This is a genomic window from Streptomyces sp. NBC_00310 (assembly GCF_036208085.1).
Classification (GTDB): Bacteria; Actinomycetota; Actinomycetes; order Streptomycetales; family Streptomycetaceae; genus Streptomyces.
The window spans coordinates 3,097,715-3,114,504 of sequence record NZ_CP130714.1 but is presented as its reverse complement, the minus strand read 5'-3'; the positions used below and the strand labels follow the sequence as shown (position 1 = coordinate 3,114,504).

At 72.3% G+C, this 16,790-nt stretch carries 14 protein-coding genes; 7 read left to right on the top strand and 7 right to left on the bottom strand.

All coding sequences use genetic code 11. The annotated features are described in order from the left end of the window. Positions 1-45: 45 nt before the first annotated feature. The 4 genes from OG202_RS13700 (at position 46) to OG202_RS13685 (ending at position 3,218) form a co-directional block, all read left to right on the top strand. Positions 46-411, top strand: a complete 366-nt coding sequence (locus OG202_RS13700) for a helix-turn-helix domain-containing protein (protein WP_149822629.1) — start codon at positions 46-48, stop codon at positions 409-411. Between the two features lie 125 nt (positions 412-536). Further along, positions 537-1,181 (top strand): thiamine phosphate synthase, encoded by a 645-nt coding sequence (gene thiE / locus OG202_RS13695; RefSeq protein WP_327730149.1) that lies wholly within the window; start codon positions 537-539, stop codon positions 1,179-1,181. A 100-nt stretch (positions 1,182-1,281) separates the two neighbouring features. Then, positions 1,282-2,205, top strand: a complete 924-nt coding sequence (gene metF, locus OG202_RS13690) for a methylenetetrahydrofolate reductase [NAD(P)H] (protein WP_326583424.1) — start codon at positions 1,282-1,284, stop codon at positions 2,203-2,205. A 56-nt stretch (positions 2,206-2,261) separates the two neighbouring features. Continuing rightward, positions 2,262-3,218: an SCO2102 family sporulation regulator gene (locus OG202_RS13685; protein ID WP_327730150.1), complete on the top strand. Its 957-nt coding sequence runs from the start codon at positions 2,262-2,264 to the stop codon at positions 3,216-3,218. A 25-nt stretch (positions 3,219-3,243) separates the two neighbouring features. Here OG202_RS13685 and OG202_RS13680 read toward each other — a convergent pair whose 3' ends face one another. From OG202_RS13680 to OG202_RS13665, 4 genes are all read right to left on the bottom strand, one after another. Next, positions 3,244-4,758, bottom strand: coding sequence for a phytoene desaturase family protein (locus tag OG202_RS13680; protein WP_328222804.1), 1,515 nt, complete (start codon positions 4,756-4,758; stop codon positions 3,244-3,246). A 427-nt stretch (positions 4,759-5,185) separates the two neighbouring features. Next, entirely contained in the window at positions 5,186-5,818 is a 633-nt protein-coding gene (locus tag OG202_RS13675) for a TetR/AcrR family transcriptional regulator (protein WP_326583427.1), read from the bottom strand. Positions 5,819-5,853: 35 nt separating this feature from the next. After that, positions 5,854-7,938: a YhgE/Pip domain-containing protein gene (locus OG202_RS13670; RefSeq protein ID WP_326583428.1), complete on the bottom strand. Its 2,085-nt coding sequence runs from the start codon at positions 7,936-7,938 to the stop codon at positions 5,854-5,856. Next, a complete protein-coding gene (locus OG202_RS13665) occupies positions 7,910-8,815 on the bottom strand; it encodes an ATP-binding cassette domain-containing protein (protein WP_328222803.1) in 906 nt (301 codons plus the stop codon). The genes OG202_RS13670 and OG202_RS13665 overlap by 29 nt, the downstream gene beginning before the upstream one ends. A 176-nt stretch (positions 8,816-8,991) precedes the next feature. Between OG202_RS13665 and OG202_RS13660 the strand changes: the two genes are divergently transcribed. The 3 genes from OG202_RS13660 (at position 8,992) to OG202_RS13650 (ending at position 11,123) form a co-directional block, all read left to right on the top strand. Then, the gene (locus tag OG202_RS13660; protein ID WP_326583430.1) at positions 8,992-9,531 is read left to right on the top strand and encodes an SAV_6107 family HEPN domain-containing protein; all 540 of its coding nucleotides are present in this window, start codon (positions 8,992-8,994) and stop codon (positions 9,529-9,531) included. Between the two features lie 131 nt (positions 9,532-9,662). After that, a complete protein-coding gene (locus OG202_RS13655) occupies positions 9,663-10,433 on the top strand; it encodes a methyltransferase (protein WP_326583431.1) in 771 nt (256 codons plus the stop codon). Between the two features lie 288 nt (positions 10,434-10,721). Next, a complete protein-coding gene (locus tag OG202_RS13650; protein WP_326583432.1) occupies positions 10,722-11,123 on the top strand; it encodes a DUF3040 domain-containing protein in 402 nt (133 codons plus the stop codon). 611 nt (positions 11,124-11,734) lie between these two features. On the opposite strand, the gene OG202_RS13645 is transcribed toward OG202_RS13650, so the two are convergent. Genes OG202_RS13645 through OG202_RS13635 form a run of 3 tightly spaced genes read right to left on the bottom strand, consistent with a single transcriptional unit; the run spans position 11,735 to position 16,655 of the window. Beyond that, positions 11,735-14,263: a transglutaminase TgpA family protein gene (locus OG202_RS13645; protein ID WP_328222802.1), complete on the bottom strand. Its 2,529-nt coding sequence runs from the start codon at positions 14,261-14,263 to the stop codon at positions 11,735-11,737. Then, on the bottom strand, positions 14,260-15,618 hold the full coding sequence (locus OG202_RS13640) for a DUF58 domain-containing protein (protein WP_326583434.1): 1,359 nt from the start codon (positions 15,616-15,618) through the stop codon (positions 14,260-14,262). The genes OG202_RS13645 and OG202_RS13640 overlap by 4 nt, the downstream gene beginning before the upstream one ends. Then, the gene (locus tag OG202_RS13635; RefSeq protein ID WP_327730156.1) at positions 15,615-16,655 is read right to left on the bottom strand and encodes an AAA family ATPase; all 1,041 of its coding nucleotides are present in this window, start codon (positions 16,653-16,655) and stop codon (positions 15,615-15,617) included. Before OG202_RS13635 ends, OG202_RS13640 begins: the two co-directional genes overlap by 4 nt. Positions 16,656-16,790: the final 135 nt, after the last annotated feature.

Genomic DNA, 16,790 nt, shown 5'->3' with positions numbered 1-16,790 from the left:
GGGCTCGGCTACCCACTGTCAGTCCCAGATGGCAGTCTTGGAGACGTGACCGAGATTGACGCAAAGATCGATGCTCTCGTCCCCGCGTGGCTGACCCTCCCCGACATCGCAGAGATGCTGGACGTCGAGGTGACCCGCGTGCGGCAGCTGGTGAAGGAAGGCCAGCTCATCGCCGTACGCCGTGGTGAGAACCGCGCGCTGCACGTCCCCGCCGCCTTCATCGACGGGGACAAGGTGGTCAAGGGCCTGTCCGGCACCCTGACCCTGCTGAGGGACGACGGCTTCACCGACGAAGAGATGCTGGAGTGGCTCTTCACTCCGGACCCGAGCCTGCCCGGAACCCCGGCCCAGGCCCTGAGCGAGAATCGCGGCACGGAGGTGAAGCGCCGCGCCCAGGCGCTCGCCGTCTGACCCGAACACCGGAAACACCCGAAAATCTGACGCAGCCGCCTGTACGGCGTGCGGGAGCCGGGCCCGCGAGGGCCCTGGCTCCCGCACGCCGCACCGACAACGCACCGCCAACGGGGGACACACGCATGCCCGACGCCGCCGCACAGCTCGCCGACGCCCGGCTCTACCTCTGCACGGACGCCCGCAGGCGACAGGGCGATCTGCCCCAGTTCCTGGACGCGGTCCTGAGCGGCGGCGTGGACATCGTGCAGCTGCGCGACAAGGGCATGGAGGCCGCCGAGGAGCTGGAGCACCTCCAGGTCTTCGCGGACGCGTGCCGCCGGCACGGCAAGCTGCTGGCCGTCAACGACCGCGCGGACGTGGCGCACGCCATCGGCGCGGACGTGCTGCACCTCGGCCAGGGCGACCTTCCCGTCCCCGCCGCCCGCGCCATCCTCGGTGCGGGTGTCCTGATGGGCCGCTCCACCCACGCCGAGGAGGAGGCCGCCGCCGCGGCCGTCCAGGAGGGCGTGGACTACTTCTGCACCGGCCCCTGCTGGCCCACCCCCACCAAGCCCGGCCGTCACGCCCCCGGCCTGGACCTCGTGCGGTACACCGCCGCCCTCGGCACCGACCGCCCCTGGTTCGCCATCGGCGGCATCGACCTCGGCAACCTCGACGAGGTCGTCGAGGCGGGCGCCCGCCGGGCCGTCGTCGTCCGGGCGATCACGGAGGCCGACGACCCCGCCTCCGCCGCGGCGGAGTTCGCCAAGCGTCTGCGCGCCCTGTAGTGGGTCCACGGCTGTCCAAGGCGTGGACAACAGGTCGGCAAAACGGACAAAACCCCCGCCTCTGGTTGGGGGACGACCCCGACCTGACTAACCTGCCGGTATGGCCCTAGGAACCGCTTCTACCCGGACTGACCACGCACGCACCGTGCGTGACATGCTCGCCACGGGCAAGACCACGTACTCCTTCGAGTTCTGGGCGCCCAAGACGGCGAAGGGCGAGCGGAACCTGTGGAACGCCCTCCGCAGGATCGAGGCGGTCGCCCCCAGCTTCGTCTCCGTGACGTACGGCGCGGGCGGCTCCACCCGGGCCGGCACGGTGAAGGCGACCGAGCAGATCGCCGCCGACACCACCCTCACCCCGGTCGCCCACCTCACCGCGGTCAGCCACTCCATCGCCGAGCTGCGCAACATCATCGGCCAGTTCGCGGACGCCGGGATCCGCAACATCCTCGCGGTCCGCGGCGACCCGCCCGGCGACCCCACGGCCGAGTGGGTCGCGCATCCGCAGGGCCTGACCTACGCCGCCGAACTCGTCCAGCTCATCAAGGAATCGGGCGACTTCTGCGTAGGCGTCGCGGCCTTCCCGGAGATGCACCCGCGTTCCCCGGACTGGGACAGCGACGTGGCGCGCTTCGTCGACAAGTGCCGGGCCGGCGCCGACTACGCGATCACCCAGATGTTCTTCCACCCGGACTCGTACCTGCGTCTGAGGGACGCCGTCGCGACGGCCGGCTGTGAAACCCCTGTCATTCCGGAGGTCATGCCCGTCACCAGCGTGAAGATGCTGGAACGGTTGCCACAACTCAGCAACGCCGCCATCCCGAACGCCCTGAAAGAGCGGATCGTCACAGCCAAAGACGATCCGGCCGCTGTACGCTCCATTGGCATCGAGTTCGCCACGGAGTTCTGCGCGAGGCTGCTGGACGAAGGAGTCCCCGGACTTCACTTCATCACCCTGAACAACTCCACCGCGACTCTGGAAATCTACGAGAACCTGGGCCTGCACCATTCACCACGGGCCTAGACCGGTCGCACTCGCGTACGACACACTGCGTAGCGGCTACAGGGAGAGGGGCGTACATGGGCTGGACGGTCCTCTACATCGCGTTCGGTGTCGTCGCGTTGTGGCTGCTGGGTGAGGTGCTGCTGCAGTACAAGGCGCGCCTGCGCTGGCGACTGCTCGCCTTCGCCGGTTTCCTCGGAGTCGTCCTCGGTGTGCTGATCCCCAACGTGATCGTCATCGCGCTGGGCGCGATCGGGTTCGCGATCGGGCAGACCTATGTGACGCTGTCGTTCCGCCGCGGCTTCGAGGCCGGCTGGGCGGTCCGCCCGCGCCCCGGTGAGGGCGAGGAGGGCGGCAGGCTCCCCAAGGTCGGCAAGAAGCGGCGGCGCGGCGAACCGGACCGCCAGGACCCGACCCTGGAGGTCACGGACCTGGAGGCCACGGCCGCCGGAACGTACCGCCAGGACGACGGTCGGCTCGACGACGACCGCGACGACGACGTGTTCGTCCGCCCGGGGTCCCTGCCCTCCGCGGCCGGGACGAACACCGTCTACTCCCCGGAGCCCCTGCCGGACGACACCAGCACGTACGGCGTCTACCGCGACGACAACGCCTACGCGGGCGCCGCCGGCCAGCCCTACGCGACCGCCGACCAGTCCGCCCAGGACGAGGCCTTCGCCTACTACGGCTACGACCAGCAGGGGTACGGCTACGACCCGTCCCAGCAGCAGTACGCCGCCTACTCCGACCCCTACATCGGCACGCAGACGTACGACGCCACGGCCTCGTACGACCAGTCCTACGGCCAGCAGGGATACGGCCAACAGGGCTACGGCCAGGACCAGTACGGCAACGGCGGCTACGGCGGCGAGACCCCGCCCGGTGGTGTCTGGGTTCCGCAGCAGCGCAACACCGACGACTCCTTCGGCTCGGACCTCCCGTCGGACCAGCAGTACCCGTACCAGGGCAACGGCAACGGCAACGGCAACGGGAATGGCCAGAACGGCTACGACGAGCAGCAGTACCGTTTCTGAAGGGCCACCCGGGTCGGGGTGAGCCTCACTGGGAGCCGCGGAAGTCCGGCCCCTCCACGATCAGTCCGGACACCAGCGCGCCCGACATCCCGGCGTGCGGGAGGCCGCCGCCCGGGTGGGACCAGCCGCCGACGGTGAACAGGCCCGGTGTCGCGGTGCTGTTGGACGGATGCAGCAGGCGGCCGTCGGCCGCGGCGAGCGCCGGGGCGGGGACCGCGCCGCCCACCGCACCGGTCGTCCGCGCGATGTCGGCCGGGGTGCGGACCTCGTGCCACAGGAGGCGCTCGCGCAGGTCGGGTACGGCGCGCTCGGCGGCGCTGATCAACCACTCCGCCTGATGATCGAAGACATCCGACTCGGCCCAACCGAAGTCGGGTTCGGCGGGGACCGGGCACGTGACCGTGACCGCCTCATGCCCGGAGTCCGGCACCAGTCCCGGATCGTCGGGGCGCAGCACCGTCACCGTCGGCCGCGCGACCATCCCGTGGGAAGGGCCGAACAGGAGGTCCAGCTCACCGTCGCGGTCGTCCGTGTGCACCACCGTCCGGTGCGCCGCGCCGTCCGGCCGGGCACCGCGCAGCGCCAGCAGCACGGTCAGACGGCTCGTCGTCCCCCGCTGGGCGGGTACCCCGCCCGCACTCCGCACGGCCGACGGCCGCACCCATCGGCCCAACACCTCGGGCGCGACGCCGGCGACCACGAAGTCGGCCTCGGCCACCGCGCCGTCCGCCAGCTCCACCCCGGCCGCCCGGCCGTCCTTCTCGACGATCCCCGTGACCTCGCCGCAGAAGACGAACTCGACCCTGCGGGCCAGGCACCGCTCGTACAGGGCCCGCGCCAACTCCCGTATGCCGCCTCGGACGTACCAGGTCCCGAAGGCGTGCTCCATGTACGGCAGGACCGCCGCGCTCGCCGGGACGGTTCTCGGGTCCAGGCCGTACGCGAGGGCGTGGCTCTCCAGCAGGGCCGTCAGCCGGGGGTCGCGCAGCTCCCACGCGCCGATCTCGGCGAGGGTGCCGGCGCGGCGGGTGCGCAGGAGCCGCTTGTGGGGCACGGCAGGGTACGGCTCGCGCTCGGCGAGGACCTGCCAGTCGGGCCACAGCGGCTCCTCCAGGAGGGGCCGCCGGGTGCGGTCCCAGGCCTCGCGGGCCCGCACCAGGAAGTCGCCCCAGCGGTCGCCGGCGTCCGAGCCGAGGGCGGAGTTCAGGGCGGTGACCACGCCGGCGCGCGAGGCGTTGGGAAGCAGGAGGTCCGTGCCGTCCGCGAAGACGTGCCGGGCCGCCGGGTCCACCTGGACCAGGTCGACGCACTTCTCCAGCGCTTCCTTGCCGGTCTTGAGGAACAGATCGCGGTAGACGGCGGGCAGGGTCAGCAGCCCCGGGCCCGTGTCGAACGCGAAGCCGTCGCGCTCGTGACGACCCACGGCTCCGCCGTAGGTGGCCGTGCTCTCGTGCACCACCACTCGGTGGCCCGCGACGGCCAGCCGGGCGGCGGCTGCCATGGCGCCCAGGCCGGCGCCGATCACCGCGATTTTTGCCATGCCAGGACCTTATCGGCCGCCGCTGACAGTTCGATCTCGCGGGACAGCTCGGGGGACAGCTTGCGGGACAGCTCGGGGCGCGGGGGAGTACGAGCGCGGACGTGATCGTCACCAGTTGGCGGCAAGGGGGTCTGAGGGTGAGTGCCCAGGGCTGAGTACCCGTACTCAGCCGGTGAGATGAGTAGGCGCGCGGATGGCCTCCGACCTGCGCGAACGAGAAGGTGGAGGCACGGGAAGGGGCGCGGCTCCGGTACCGCCGGCACGGGGCGGCGGAACGGCTCTCGCGCTCTTACCGCTCCTTCCGTCGACGTGAGTCGGCGGGAGCGAGGCACGGGGGAGACGGGGGAACGGGGAAGCGCCGGTTCGAGGTGGCCCGCGGGGGACGCGGCCAGGTCGGACCGGCGCTCTCGTCTGTGCCCCGGTCCGGTCAGCGGTGCCCGCTCACCCGGCCCTGGAGCAGCCGGGACAGCGCCGCGTGGACGTCGTCCAGGGAGCGCTCCGGCTGGAACGCCTTCCAGTCCAGGGCGGCCACCAGGACCATACCGACCAGGGCGGCCGCCGTCAGGCCGACGTCGATCTCGTCGCTCAGCTCGCCCCTCTCGACGCCCTCGCGCAGCACTCCCTCGACGACCGCGACCGCCTGCTGCCGGACGACCATCAGCGTGGACTGCCAGGCGCGGTTGGTGCGCCACAGCTCGGCCACGTAGAGCTGGGTGAAGGACGGGTAGCGGTCGATGAACAGGAGGCCGGCCCGGATCATCGCGTCCAGGGCGTCGACGCTGCTGCCGCTCTCCTCCGCCGTCCGCTCGGCCGCCTCCCGGAGGGAGGCCGTGAGGAGACCCACGCCGTGCCGCAGCAGCTCCTCGAAGAGGACCGACTTGCTCGCGAAGTTGTAGTAGACCGTGCCCTTGGCGACGCCGGCGCGCTCGGCGATCTCGTCCACCGTCGTGGCGGAGAACCCCTGCTCCGCGATGAGGGTGACGGCCGCTTCGTAGAGTTTCTGCCGGGTCGCCTCGCGGCGGCCCCCGCCTGCGCCGCCGGGGGCGTTGCTGCTTTCCATGGCCCTGATTGTCACAGGAACCGTGCCGTGCGCGGTCACAGACTCAACTCCGGGTGCAGTCGGTCCAGCGTCCACACCTGCTTGCGGCGGGCGGACAGGGCCGTCAGGGCGAGGGCGCCGACGGTGAAGGCCGCCAGCACCGCGCACGCCTGCCAGACGGGGCCCAGACCGCCGCCCGTGATGAGCCTCCTGAGGGCGTCGACGACATGGCTCATCGGCAGGAAGGGGTGGACCGCGTTGAAGAAGTCCGGGCTGGTCTGCACGGGATACGTGCCGCCCGCCGACGTCAACTGGAGCATCAGGAAGGCGAGGACGAGGATCCGGCCCGCCGCCCCGAAGCGCGCGTTGAGCCACTGCACGATCGCCGCGAAGCACGCCGTCACCAGGAACAGGAAGCCCACCGTCCCGGCCGCCCGTGCCATCTCCAGGCCGACCGCCCAGTGCAGTACCGCCATCAGCGCGACCGTCTGCAGCACGCCCAGGGCGGCCACCGGCAGCCAGCCCGCCAGCGCGATCCGCCACGCCGAGGCACCCGCCGCGAGGGCCCGCCGGTTGAGCGGCTGGATCAGCATGTACGCCACCATCGCGCCCACCCAGAGGGACAGCGGGATGAAGTACGGGGCGAAGCCGGTGCCGTAGTTGGGCGCCTTGTGCAGGTCCCTGCTGGCCAACTGCACAGGGTCTGCCATCACTTCGGTACGCCGGTCGCGGTCCCGCTCGTCGTAGTCCGGGATCTGCTCGGCTCCGTCGTGCAGACCGCCCGCGAGCTTCCCGGAGCCGTCGGCCAGCTTGTACATGCCGCCCTTGAGGTCGACCGCGCCCGTCTTGAGGTCGCCGACGCCCGTGTCCAGGTCCTCCGCGCCGGTCTTCGCGGTGCCGAGGCCGGTGTGCAGCGTCTTGGCCCCCTTGGCGACCTTCGTGGCGCCCTTGTCGAGCGCGTTCACCTTGGCGACGGCGTCGTCGAGGTCCGTGGAGAGGGTGGGCGCCGCCTTCGCGAGGGCGCGGGCCTGCTTCTCCAGGGTCTCCAGGTCCTTGTCGAAGGCCTTCATGTCACCGTCGTAGTTCTTCACCACGGTGTTGACGTCCTCGGCGAGCACGGCCGCCTCCGCCGCCGCGTCCTTGGCCTTCTTGAGGTCCGCGCAGGCCGCGTCGGGCAGGACCGCCTCCTCGCAACGGCGCTTGTGGACGTCGTCCAGGGTCTCGGAGGCGGCACGGGTGCCGGTCTCGGCGGCCGGCGCCGTCCTGACGAACGCGTCGAGGTGATCCCGGATCGTGGCGGCCGAGTCGGCGACCAGGGTCGCGGTGTCGGCGATCGTGTCGCCGTTCTCCTTCAGGAAGGGCCGTACCTGGTCCGCCGCGGCGCCGACCTTGTCGGCGAGCTTCCCGGTGCCGTCCGCGACCTGCTGGGCGCCGTCCTCCAGATCGCCCGCGCCCTCGTCCAGGTCCTTCAGCCCGCCGGACAGCTCCCCGCTGCCCTCCTTGGCCGTCTTCAGCCCGTCCGCGAGGTCCCTGGAGCCCTTCTCCGCCTTGTCGATCCCGCCCTTGAGATCGTCGGCGCCGTCCGCCGCCTTCTCGGTCTCCCCGTGGATGTCAGAGAACGAGATGAAGATCCGGTCCAGGAACGACCGCGAGGCCTTCGTCGACGCCGCCGTGCGCACCTCCGAGAACACCGTCCGCGAGATCTGCCCGACGATGTAGTTGTTCGCGTCGTTGGTCCGCACCTGGAGGGCGCCCGTCTCCGGCACGTCCCCCGAGCTGGACGCGATCCTCGCGCTGAAGTCCTTCGGCATCGTCAGCGACAGGTAGTACGTGCCGTCCTCGACGCCCTCACGGGCCTCGGCGGCGCTCACCCGGTGCCACTCGAAGGTGTCGCTGTCCCGCAGCCCCTTCGCGATGTCGTCGCCCGCAGTCAGCCTCTGCCTGCCCACCGACGCCCCCTCGTCGTCGTTCACCAACGCCACGGGAATGCGGTCCAGACGGCCGTACGGGTCCCAGAAGGACCACAGGTACAGGGCGCCGTACAGCAACGGCAGCAGCAGGAGCGCGACCAGCGCGGCGCGCGGCAGCTTCCCCCGGCCGAACCGCCTGAGCTCAAGCGCGGCGAGTCTCGGCGAACGCATCGGCCGTCTCCTTGTCGTGGTCGTGGTCGTGGTCGTCGTTGTCGGTTCCGTCGGTTCCGTCGCTGCCGTCGGGGGCGGGGGCGGGGGCGGGGGCGGGGTCGGCATCGGGGGAGGGGGCTTCGCGTACGTCCGCACGCGCGCGTGCGTCCTTCCCCGGTGCCGACGACACGACGACCGCCCCCTGCGGGGCCTCGCTGCACACCGCCACGACCGTGATCCCGGACTCGGTGAGGGACCTCAACAGGGCCCATGTCTCGGCCCGTTCGGCGTCGGAGAGCTTCAGGTCGGTGTCGTCGACGCCGAGCAGCCGGGGCCGGCCGACGAGGGCGAGGGCGACGGACAGCCGCAGGGCCTCCATCCGGTCGAGGTCGCGTACGGCGGTCCTGGAGCCCTTGGGCAGGGCCTCGCGGTCGAGCCCGGCGGCGGCCAGCGCGGTGTCGACACGGAGCTTCGCCTCGGCGGCACGCTCGGCCCGGGGCAGCAGCAGCCACCGCAGGGAGCCGTCGAACCGCCGCTGCAGCAGCGCCCGTTCGCGCAGGTGCTCCCCGACGGTCAGAGCCGGGTCGAGGTCGGTCACACCGGGGACGTGGGCGAGGGCGCTCATCCGCCGCACGGCCGCCATCCGCTTCGGCAGCCGCAGGGAGCCGACCGTGGCCTCGCCCTCGCTCGGCTTCATCCGTCCGGTGAGCGCGAGCAGCAGACAGGTCCGGCCCGATCCGGACGGCCCCTCGACCGCGACCAGCGAGCCGGCCTCCGCCTCGAACCCGACACCCCGGAACGCCCAGCCGCGCGGCCCCTTGAGCCCGAACCCTTCCGCGCCGACGGCGACACCGTGGGCCGTCCCCTGCCCCGCGTCCGCCTCCCCTGGCTCTGCCATGTCCCCCAAGCCCCTCTGCCTGTTTTTGAACTGACTGGTCAGTGCAAAAACTACTCCGAACCTCTGATCGAAGCAAAAGTGCAGGTCAGAACGGATTGTCAGTGGCATACCGCACGATGAGCACATACGGCACCTCGTGTCAGAGCGTGTCGTCCGAAGACGACAGGAGGTTCGTCATGGCCAGCTACCACGCAGCCGCCGCCAACCGGCGCCGCGCGACCGGCCCTGCCCCCTCACTGACCGGCCCGGCGAGCGACGTGCACCCCGTGCTGCGCCGGGCCACGGCCCCACCCGCCGCCCTCGACCTGCTCGCCCAGGCCCGCTCCGGACTCGACGAGGCGTCCGGACTCCAGACGCCCAACGAGCGGTACGCCACCGCCCACCTGGCCGCCCTGCGCACCGCCGCCGCGGTCCTCGCCGCCCGGGGCCGCCCCGAACCCACCCCCAAGCGCCGCGCCAAGATCCGGAGCGCCTGGGAAGTACTCCCCGAGATAACGCCCGAACTCGCCGAGTGGAGCGCGCTGTTCGCCTCCGGCGCCGCCCGCCGCGCGCGTGCCGAGGCGGGCATCCAGGGCGCTGCGAGCGCGCGTGACGCCGACGACCTCATACGCGACGTGGCGATGTTCCTGCGCCTGGTCGAACGGATGCTGGTGCTCCAGCCGGTGCTGCCGCAGCCCCGGCAGGACGCCGCCCCGGGGGTCCCGGACGCGGGCTGACCGACCGTCCCTGCGCCGCCCATTAGGGTTGGGGCATCCGCACCCTCCGCCGCGGCCATCGGTCCCGGCGGAGGCGCAAGCCCATCGCTCCGCCGCACACCAGGCGGTGCCGCGCCGAGGAGTCAACTGCCGTGTCGGACCCGATGCGACCCCGAGCCTCTCTCCGTACCGCCGTGGTCTGGGAGGTCCTCCAGGACGCCCTGGACCGCCGGGTGAAGGCCACGGGACGAGAGTCGCTCGACGTGCTGGACACCGGGGGCGGCAGCGGCAAGTTCGCGGTGCCCGTCGCCCGTCTCGGCCATCGCGTCACCGTCGTCGACCCCAGCCCGAACGCGCTGTTCGCGCTGGAGCGCCGGACCGCCGAGGCCGGCGTCGCCGACCGCGTGCGGGGCGTCCAGGGCGACGCCCACGGCCTCTTCGACGTCGTCGAGCGCGGCGGGTACGACGCCGTGCTCTGCCACGGCGTCCTGGAGTACGTCGACGACCCCGCCGAGGGCATCGGCAACGCGGTCGCCGCGCTGCGCCCCGAGGGCGTCCTCAGCCTGCTCGCCGCCGGCCTGGGCGGCGCGGTGCTCGCGCGGGCCCTCGCCGGGCACTTCAAGGAGGCCCGCCAGGCGCTCGACGACCCGAACGGACGCTGGGGCGAGGGTGATCCGGTGCCCCACCGTTTCACCGCCGAGCAGCTCACCGCGCTCGTCGAGGGCGCGGGCCTTCAGGTCGCCGCCGTGCACGGCGTCCGGGTCTTCGCCGACCTGGTCCCCGGGGTCCTCGTCGACACCGAGCCCGGCGCCCTGGACGCCCTGCTCAAGCTGGAGGCGGCGGCCGCCGAACTGCCCGCCTTCCACTCGGTGGCCACGCAACTTCATGTACTGGGCGAGACGCGAGGGGCCGCCGAAGCCTGAGCCGTCTCCCGAGGCGGACGAGGGTGACCCGCTGATCAGGGGCTCGGCGGCGGATGGAGTACGCCACAGGCCCCCCGATCGGGCGCGGGGAGCCGTATGATCGAGGGAGACCGTTCCGGCATGACGGGCCGTTCGCTGGGGAATTCACACCTCAGCGAGTCGGAGTGCCATGGCGGGTTCCGGTTGGCGAATTGGCGTAGAGGGGCGGGTTTCAAGGGGGCGATTCCCTGCCTATCCTGAAGAGGACCCCCCGGGTCGCTCCGGCGACCGCACGATGAGGAGGACTCCGTGCCGCTCTCAGAGCACGAGCAGCGCATGCTCGAGCAGATGGAGCGAGCGCTGTACGCCGAAGATCCCAAGTTCGCGTCAGCGCTTGAGGGAAGCGGGCTGCGTACGTACACCCGGCGGCGGGTCTACCAGGCGGTCGCGGGCTTTCTGGTGGGTATCGCGCTCCTCATGGCCGGAATGGTCGCACAGCAGATCTGGGTCAGCGTGGTGGGGTTCCTCGTCATGCTGGGCTGCGCCGTGCTCGCCGTCACCGGTTGGCGCAAGGCCCCCAAGCCGGGTGAGCAGCCCGCCGGTGCCGCAGGCTCCGACGGTCCGCGTCGTCAGACGCGACAGCGCCGCTCCATGATGGACCGAATCGAACAGCGCTGGCAGCGCCGTCGTGACGAGCAGGGCGGCCACTGAGCCCGCCGGACAGCAGATCCGACAGCCACAGCTGAACACGGAGGAAGGGTGACCACCCAAGCGGCGGTCACCCTTCACGTATGCCCGAATCCGAACAACCGAGCTGCTCCGGGCGCGGGGTGCCTGGTGCACGTTGCGGGTTGCCCCGGGGAGGCGCGGCTGGGACTACGGCTGCGGTGAGTGGCCGAGCCGGGAGCCTGGAGCCGGGCACCTGAGGCTGTAGGCCAGGGCAGAAAGCCCCTGGAGAGCCGACTGAGCGCTGCGGCCCGTGCGGGGAGCCTGAGCGCTGCGGGCCGTCGGGGAGCCTGAGCGCTGCGGCCGTGCGGGAGGCAGCGGAGACTACGGCCGCGCGGAGGCGGGCGGGCCGGGAGACGGCACCGAGAGCGTCCGCCTGCGCTGGCCCTGCCTCTACCTCGCCCTACCCCCGACCTCGCCCTACCCCCGACCTCGCCCTACCTCCGACCTCGCCCTACCCCCGACCTCGCCCTACCTCCGACCTCGCGCTGCACCCTACCCAGGCCCTGCGCCCGCAGGGCCTGGCTCGTCCGCTCCCCTTACGCACGTCTGCCCCCACCGGGCGAACCCGGCGGGGGCAGACGTGTGCGGAGCCGCTAGCTGTTCTGGCTCGGCGAGGGGCGTCGCCAGGGCAGCCGTGGTGTCGGGATGCGTGACAGCAGTTCGTCCCGGGCGTCCGCCCAGCGGGCGGAGAGGGCCCAGGCCACCCGGATGGCCGAACGCGGCAGCAGCAGTGCCCGGAGCTTGGTCCGGCGCCCGGCGTGGGCCCGCAGGCCGCCCCCGACCTCGTGCGCGTCCCGGGCGAGGCCCGCCGGGATCTGCGGACGCGGCGCGAAGAGGACCTGCTCCACCGCCGCAGCCACCCGGTGCACCGCGTCCGCGGCCGACGGCTCGAGTTCCCCGAGCCGTACGATCCGCGCGGCGGCCTTGCGGGGCGTCTGCGACTCGTCCGGCGCGATCCCGTAGTCCCACGCCGTGTCGGTCACCTCCTGCCAGGCGGCCAGCGCATGGGCCGCCGCGGCCTCCGTACGGCCGTACGCGGCGTCCCTGCCCGGTGGTGCCAGGGAGCCCTCCGGCCGACTCCCTTCGACGGTCACCTCCCGCGCGGCAGCCGACCCGTGCGCCTCCTTCGGCAGCGCACCCGCGTGCGCGCCGAGCCGCACGGACCGGACCCGCAGCCGCCACAGCATCGGCAGCAACGGGATCGCCAGCAACAGGAGCGCGCCCGGGAGGATCAACAGGGTCCAGGGCGAGAAGAACAGCAGGCCCCAGAACGAGCGCTCGCCGTCGTCCGAACCGGCCACGGCCGCCGCGGACTCGCTCGCGCAGGCCCCCAGCTTCGCCTCCTGCGGCGTGCAGGTCTCACTCGCCGACGGCTCGGCCGACGGCGCCGTGGACGCCGACTGCGAGGGCCGCGGCACCTCGGGCAGGCCGCTGGTGCCGGAGTCCTCCGGGACCGTGTAGTCGGGAGTCGTACCGCGGTTGGGGGTCGGCTCGAAGCGGGTCCAGCCCACGCCCTCGAAGTACAGCTCCGGCCAGGCGTGCGCGTCGCGCAGCCCCACCGACATCGTGCCGTTCGTCTGCGGGGTACCGGGGGTGAAGCCCACGGCCACCCGGGCCGGTATGCCCAGCGTGCGGGCCATCGACGCCATCGCGAAGGAGAAGTGGACGCAGAAGCCCTCCTTCTCCTCCAGGAACCGGGCTATCGCCCGGGTGCCCGTGCCGGCCCGTACCTCGGTGTCGTACGTGAACTCGCCGCTGAACGCGAACCAGTCCTGGAGCTTCACCGCCCGCTCGTAGTTGTTCGCCGACCCCTTGGTGACCTCCAGCGCGGTCCGCGCCACCACCGACGGCAGCGAGGCGGGCACCTTGGTGTACTCCCGCCGCAGGGCCGGCGGCGGCTCCGGGGCCGAGGCCAGCTGCTCCGCCGTGGGCCGCACGATGAGGCTCTCGACCTTGTACTGGGCGCCCTTGGTGTCCTGGCCGTGGTCACCGACGAGGGTGCGCCCCACGGGCTCGTACCGCCAGTCGCCGTTGATGTCCACGCCGGTCACCGGGTACGGCATCGGCAGCCAGTTCTGCTCGTAGTCCTCCGCCGCGACGATCCGGGTCTCGATCGAGGTCCGCTTCACGTCCGTGGCGAGGCCGGTCGGGGTGCCGAAGTCGTCCGGCACCTCGGTGATGGAGCGCTCCGTCGGCGTCCAGGAGGTGCCGTCGAACTTGTCCAGGGAGACGATCCGCAGGTACATCTCCTGCACGTTGTCCGTGTTGGTGCGGTAGGACATGACCTGGCGGTCCTCGTCCACGTTCAGACTGTTGCGCAGCGACACCACCGGGTTCACCGCGGCGATCGTGCCGCCGCCGGAGCCGCCGCCGATGCCGGTGCCCGCGCCGGCCAGCAGCCCGCCGTCGAGGGAGGGCAGTCCGAGCGGCACCACCAGGGCGATACCCAGCGCGACCGCGCCGATGCGCCGCCCGGTGCGCACCGGGGCCACGGCGCCGCTCGTGGACTCCGCGCGCGGGCCGTGGGACGCGCCGCCGAAGACCCGGCCCCACTGCGAGAGCCGGTCGCGGCTCTCGGTCAGGAGAAGCAGCAGATAGCCGGTGGAGGCCAGCACGAACCAGAGCCCCGCGGCGCCGTCGGAGAGCCCCGCGGCGACCGAGTACAGCGCGAGCAGGGGCAGACCGGCCGGGGCCGCGCTGCGGAACGTCACCGCGAGCGCGTCGACCAGGAGCCCTATCACCAGCACACCGCCGATGATCATCAGGCGGATGCCGTCGCTGAGCGGCGCCGGGATGGCGTACCGCCCGACGTCGTCGGCGCCGGTCTGCAGCAGCGTCGCGAAGTACTGGAACGCCTCCGGACCGGGGACGATCCCGGCCACCGCCTGCTCCCGGGCGAAGACCAGCGTCAGCATCATCAGCATGACCAGCGCCTGCGCGGCCACGGTCAGCGGCCGGGCCAGCGGGACCCGCCGGGTGAGCGCTCCCACGCCGGTCAGCACGCCCAGCATGAGGGCTGCCTGGAAGATCCAGGTCGCCGGGTCGACCAGGGGCAGCAGCGCGCACGCCGCCATGATCGTGGCGGCCCAGGCGCACAGCGCCAGCCTCGCCCGCCCGCTCATGACCATCCCTCCCCGACACTCCCGGACATCGCGCCGGTGCGCTGTCGGTCCGCCTGCCGCCACAGATCCGTCAGCGAGGCTCCGCGCGGCACGGTCAGCGCCGTCCAGCCCGCCTCGTGCAGCAGACGCAACGACTCCTCGCTCGCGCTCCCGGCACCGGGCACCTCACCCGGTTCGGTCGTCCACGCCTCGCTGTCCAGCAGGAAGGCGACCGCCCCACCGCTGCGCTGACGCATCTTGCCGATCACCGTCGCCTGCTCCTCGTCGAGGTCGCCCAGAAAGGCGATCAGCAGCCCCTCGTTGCCGCCGCGCAGCACGTCGTACGCGGGCGAGAGACCCTCGGAGTCCGAGTGGTCGATCACCGCGAGGGTGTCCATCATCAGCCCGGCCGCGTCGGCGGACTCCTGGCTGGCACCCGCGAACCCGTCGGCGCCCTCGCCGGGTACCGAGCTGCCGGTGTCCGTCAACAGCCGTACGGAGAAGCCCCGTTCGAGCATGTGGACCAGCATGGACGCGGCGCCCGAGACGGCCCACTCGAAGGCGGAGTCCGGGCCCGCGCCGAGGTACGCCTCGGCCCGGGTGTCCAACAGCACCGTGCAGCGGGCACGCTGCGGCTGCTCCTCGCGGCGGACCATCAGCTCGCCGTAGCGCGCGGTCGAACGCCAGTGCACCCGGCGGAGGTCGTCGCCGTGCCGGTAGCCGCGCGGGATCACGTCGTCGTCGCCGGCCAGCGCCAGCGAGCGCTGCCGGCCGTCGCCGTACCCCTTCGCCTCACCGCTCAGCCGCACCGGCGGCAGCGCCTCCACGCGCGGGATGACCGTCAGGGTGTCGTACGTGGAGAAGGACCGGGTCAGCTCGCACATGCCGAACGGGTCGGTCAGGCGCAGCTGGAGCGGTCCCAGGGGGTAGCGGCCGCGCAGATCGGAGCGGACGCGGTACGACACCTCGCGGCGGCCGCCCGCCTCCACCCGGTCCAGCACGAACCTCGGCCGCGGACCGAGCACGTACGGCACCCGGTCCTGGAGCATCAGCAGCCCGGTGGGCAGCCGCGAGACGTTGTCCATCCGCAGATGGACGCGGGCCTCGCTGCCGGCGGGTACGCGCGCGGGGGAGAGGCGGCGGCTGCCCGCGACCCGGTAGCGGGTGCGGTACAGCACGGCCGCACAGACCAGCGGCAGCACGGCGAGCAGCAGGCCCACCCGGAGCAGATCGCTCTGCCCGAGGACGTAGGCGCATATGGCGGCCGCTATGCCGGCGGCCAGGAAGGAGCGCCCGCGCGTGGTGAGGCCGGCGAGGGCCGTGCGCAGCCCGCCCTTGTCCTGCTCCGGGGTGGGCGCCGGCCCTGCGGTGGTCATCCAAGCCTCCGCGGCGGCTGCTGCGGATACGCGGGCGTGGCGTGGACCGAGCCGAAGCCGCTCTGCGCCTGGGGTGCCTGCGGTACGGGCGTGCGCTGGAGGATCTCCTGCACGACCTGCTCCGGTGTACGGCGGTTGAGCTGGGCCTGCGCGGTGGGCAGCAGCCGGTGAGCGAGGATCGACACGGCGAGCGACTGGATGTCGTCCGGCAGGGCGTACTCCCGCCCGCTGAGGGCGGCGGTCGCCCTCGCCGCGCGCAGCAGATGCAGCGTGGCGCGCGGCGAGGCGCCGAGTCTGAGGTCCGGGTGGGTGCGGGTGGCGCCGACCAGGTCCACCGCGTACCGCCGGACCGTTTCCGCCACGTGCACGTTGCGGACGGCCTCGATCAGCTTCACGATCTCGTGCGCGTGCGCCACCGGCTGCATGTCCTCCAGCGGCGAGGCCCCGCCGTGGACGTCGAGCATCTGCAGCTCGGCCTCCGGGCTGGGGTAGCCGACGGAGACGCGGGCCATGAAGCGGTCGCGCTGGGCCTCCGGCAGCGGGTAGGTGCCCTCCATCTCCACCGGGTTCTGCGTGGCCACCACCATGAAGGGGCTCGGCAGCTCGTACGTCGTGCCGTCGATCGTGACCTGGCGCTCCTCCAGGGACTCCAGGAGCGCGGACTGCGTCTTCGGCGACGCGCGGTTGATCTCGTCGCCGATCACGATCTGAGAGAAGATCGCGCCCGGCTTGAACTCGAACTCCTTGCGCTGCTGATCCCAGATGGACACACCGGTGATGTCCGACGGCAGCAGGTCCGGCGTGAACTGGATACGTCGTACCGAGCAGTCGATGGACCGTGCCAGTGCCTTGGCCAGCATGGTCTTGCCGACGCCGGGTACGTCTTCGATCAGAAGATGTCCCTCGGCGAGCAGCACGGTCAGCGAAAGCCGTACGACCTCAGGCTTGCCCTCGATCACTCCTTCGACCGAACTGCGGACTCGCTCCACAGTGCTGGTCAGATCAGTGAGGCTCGCTCGATCGTCATAGGTCGTCACCCGGCCCTCCTCGGCCCGTTCTTTCTCCGGGCCGACGCTCTGCGATGCGGAACGGCCCACCCCGAAACACGGACACCACGCGTGAACTGCTCAGCGTGACGCCACACCCGCATTCTTGCTGCCGTTACCAATCCG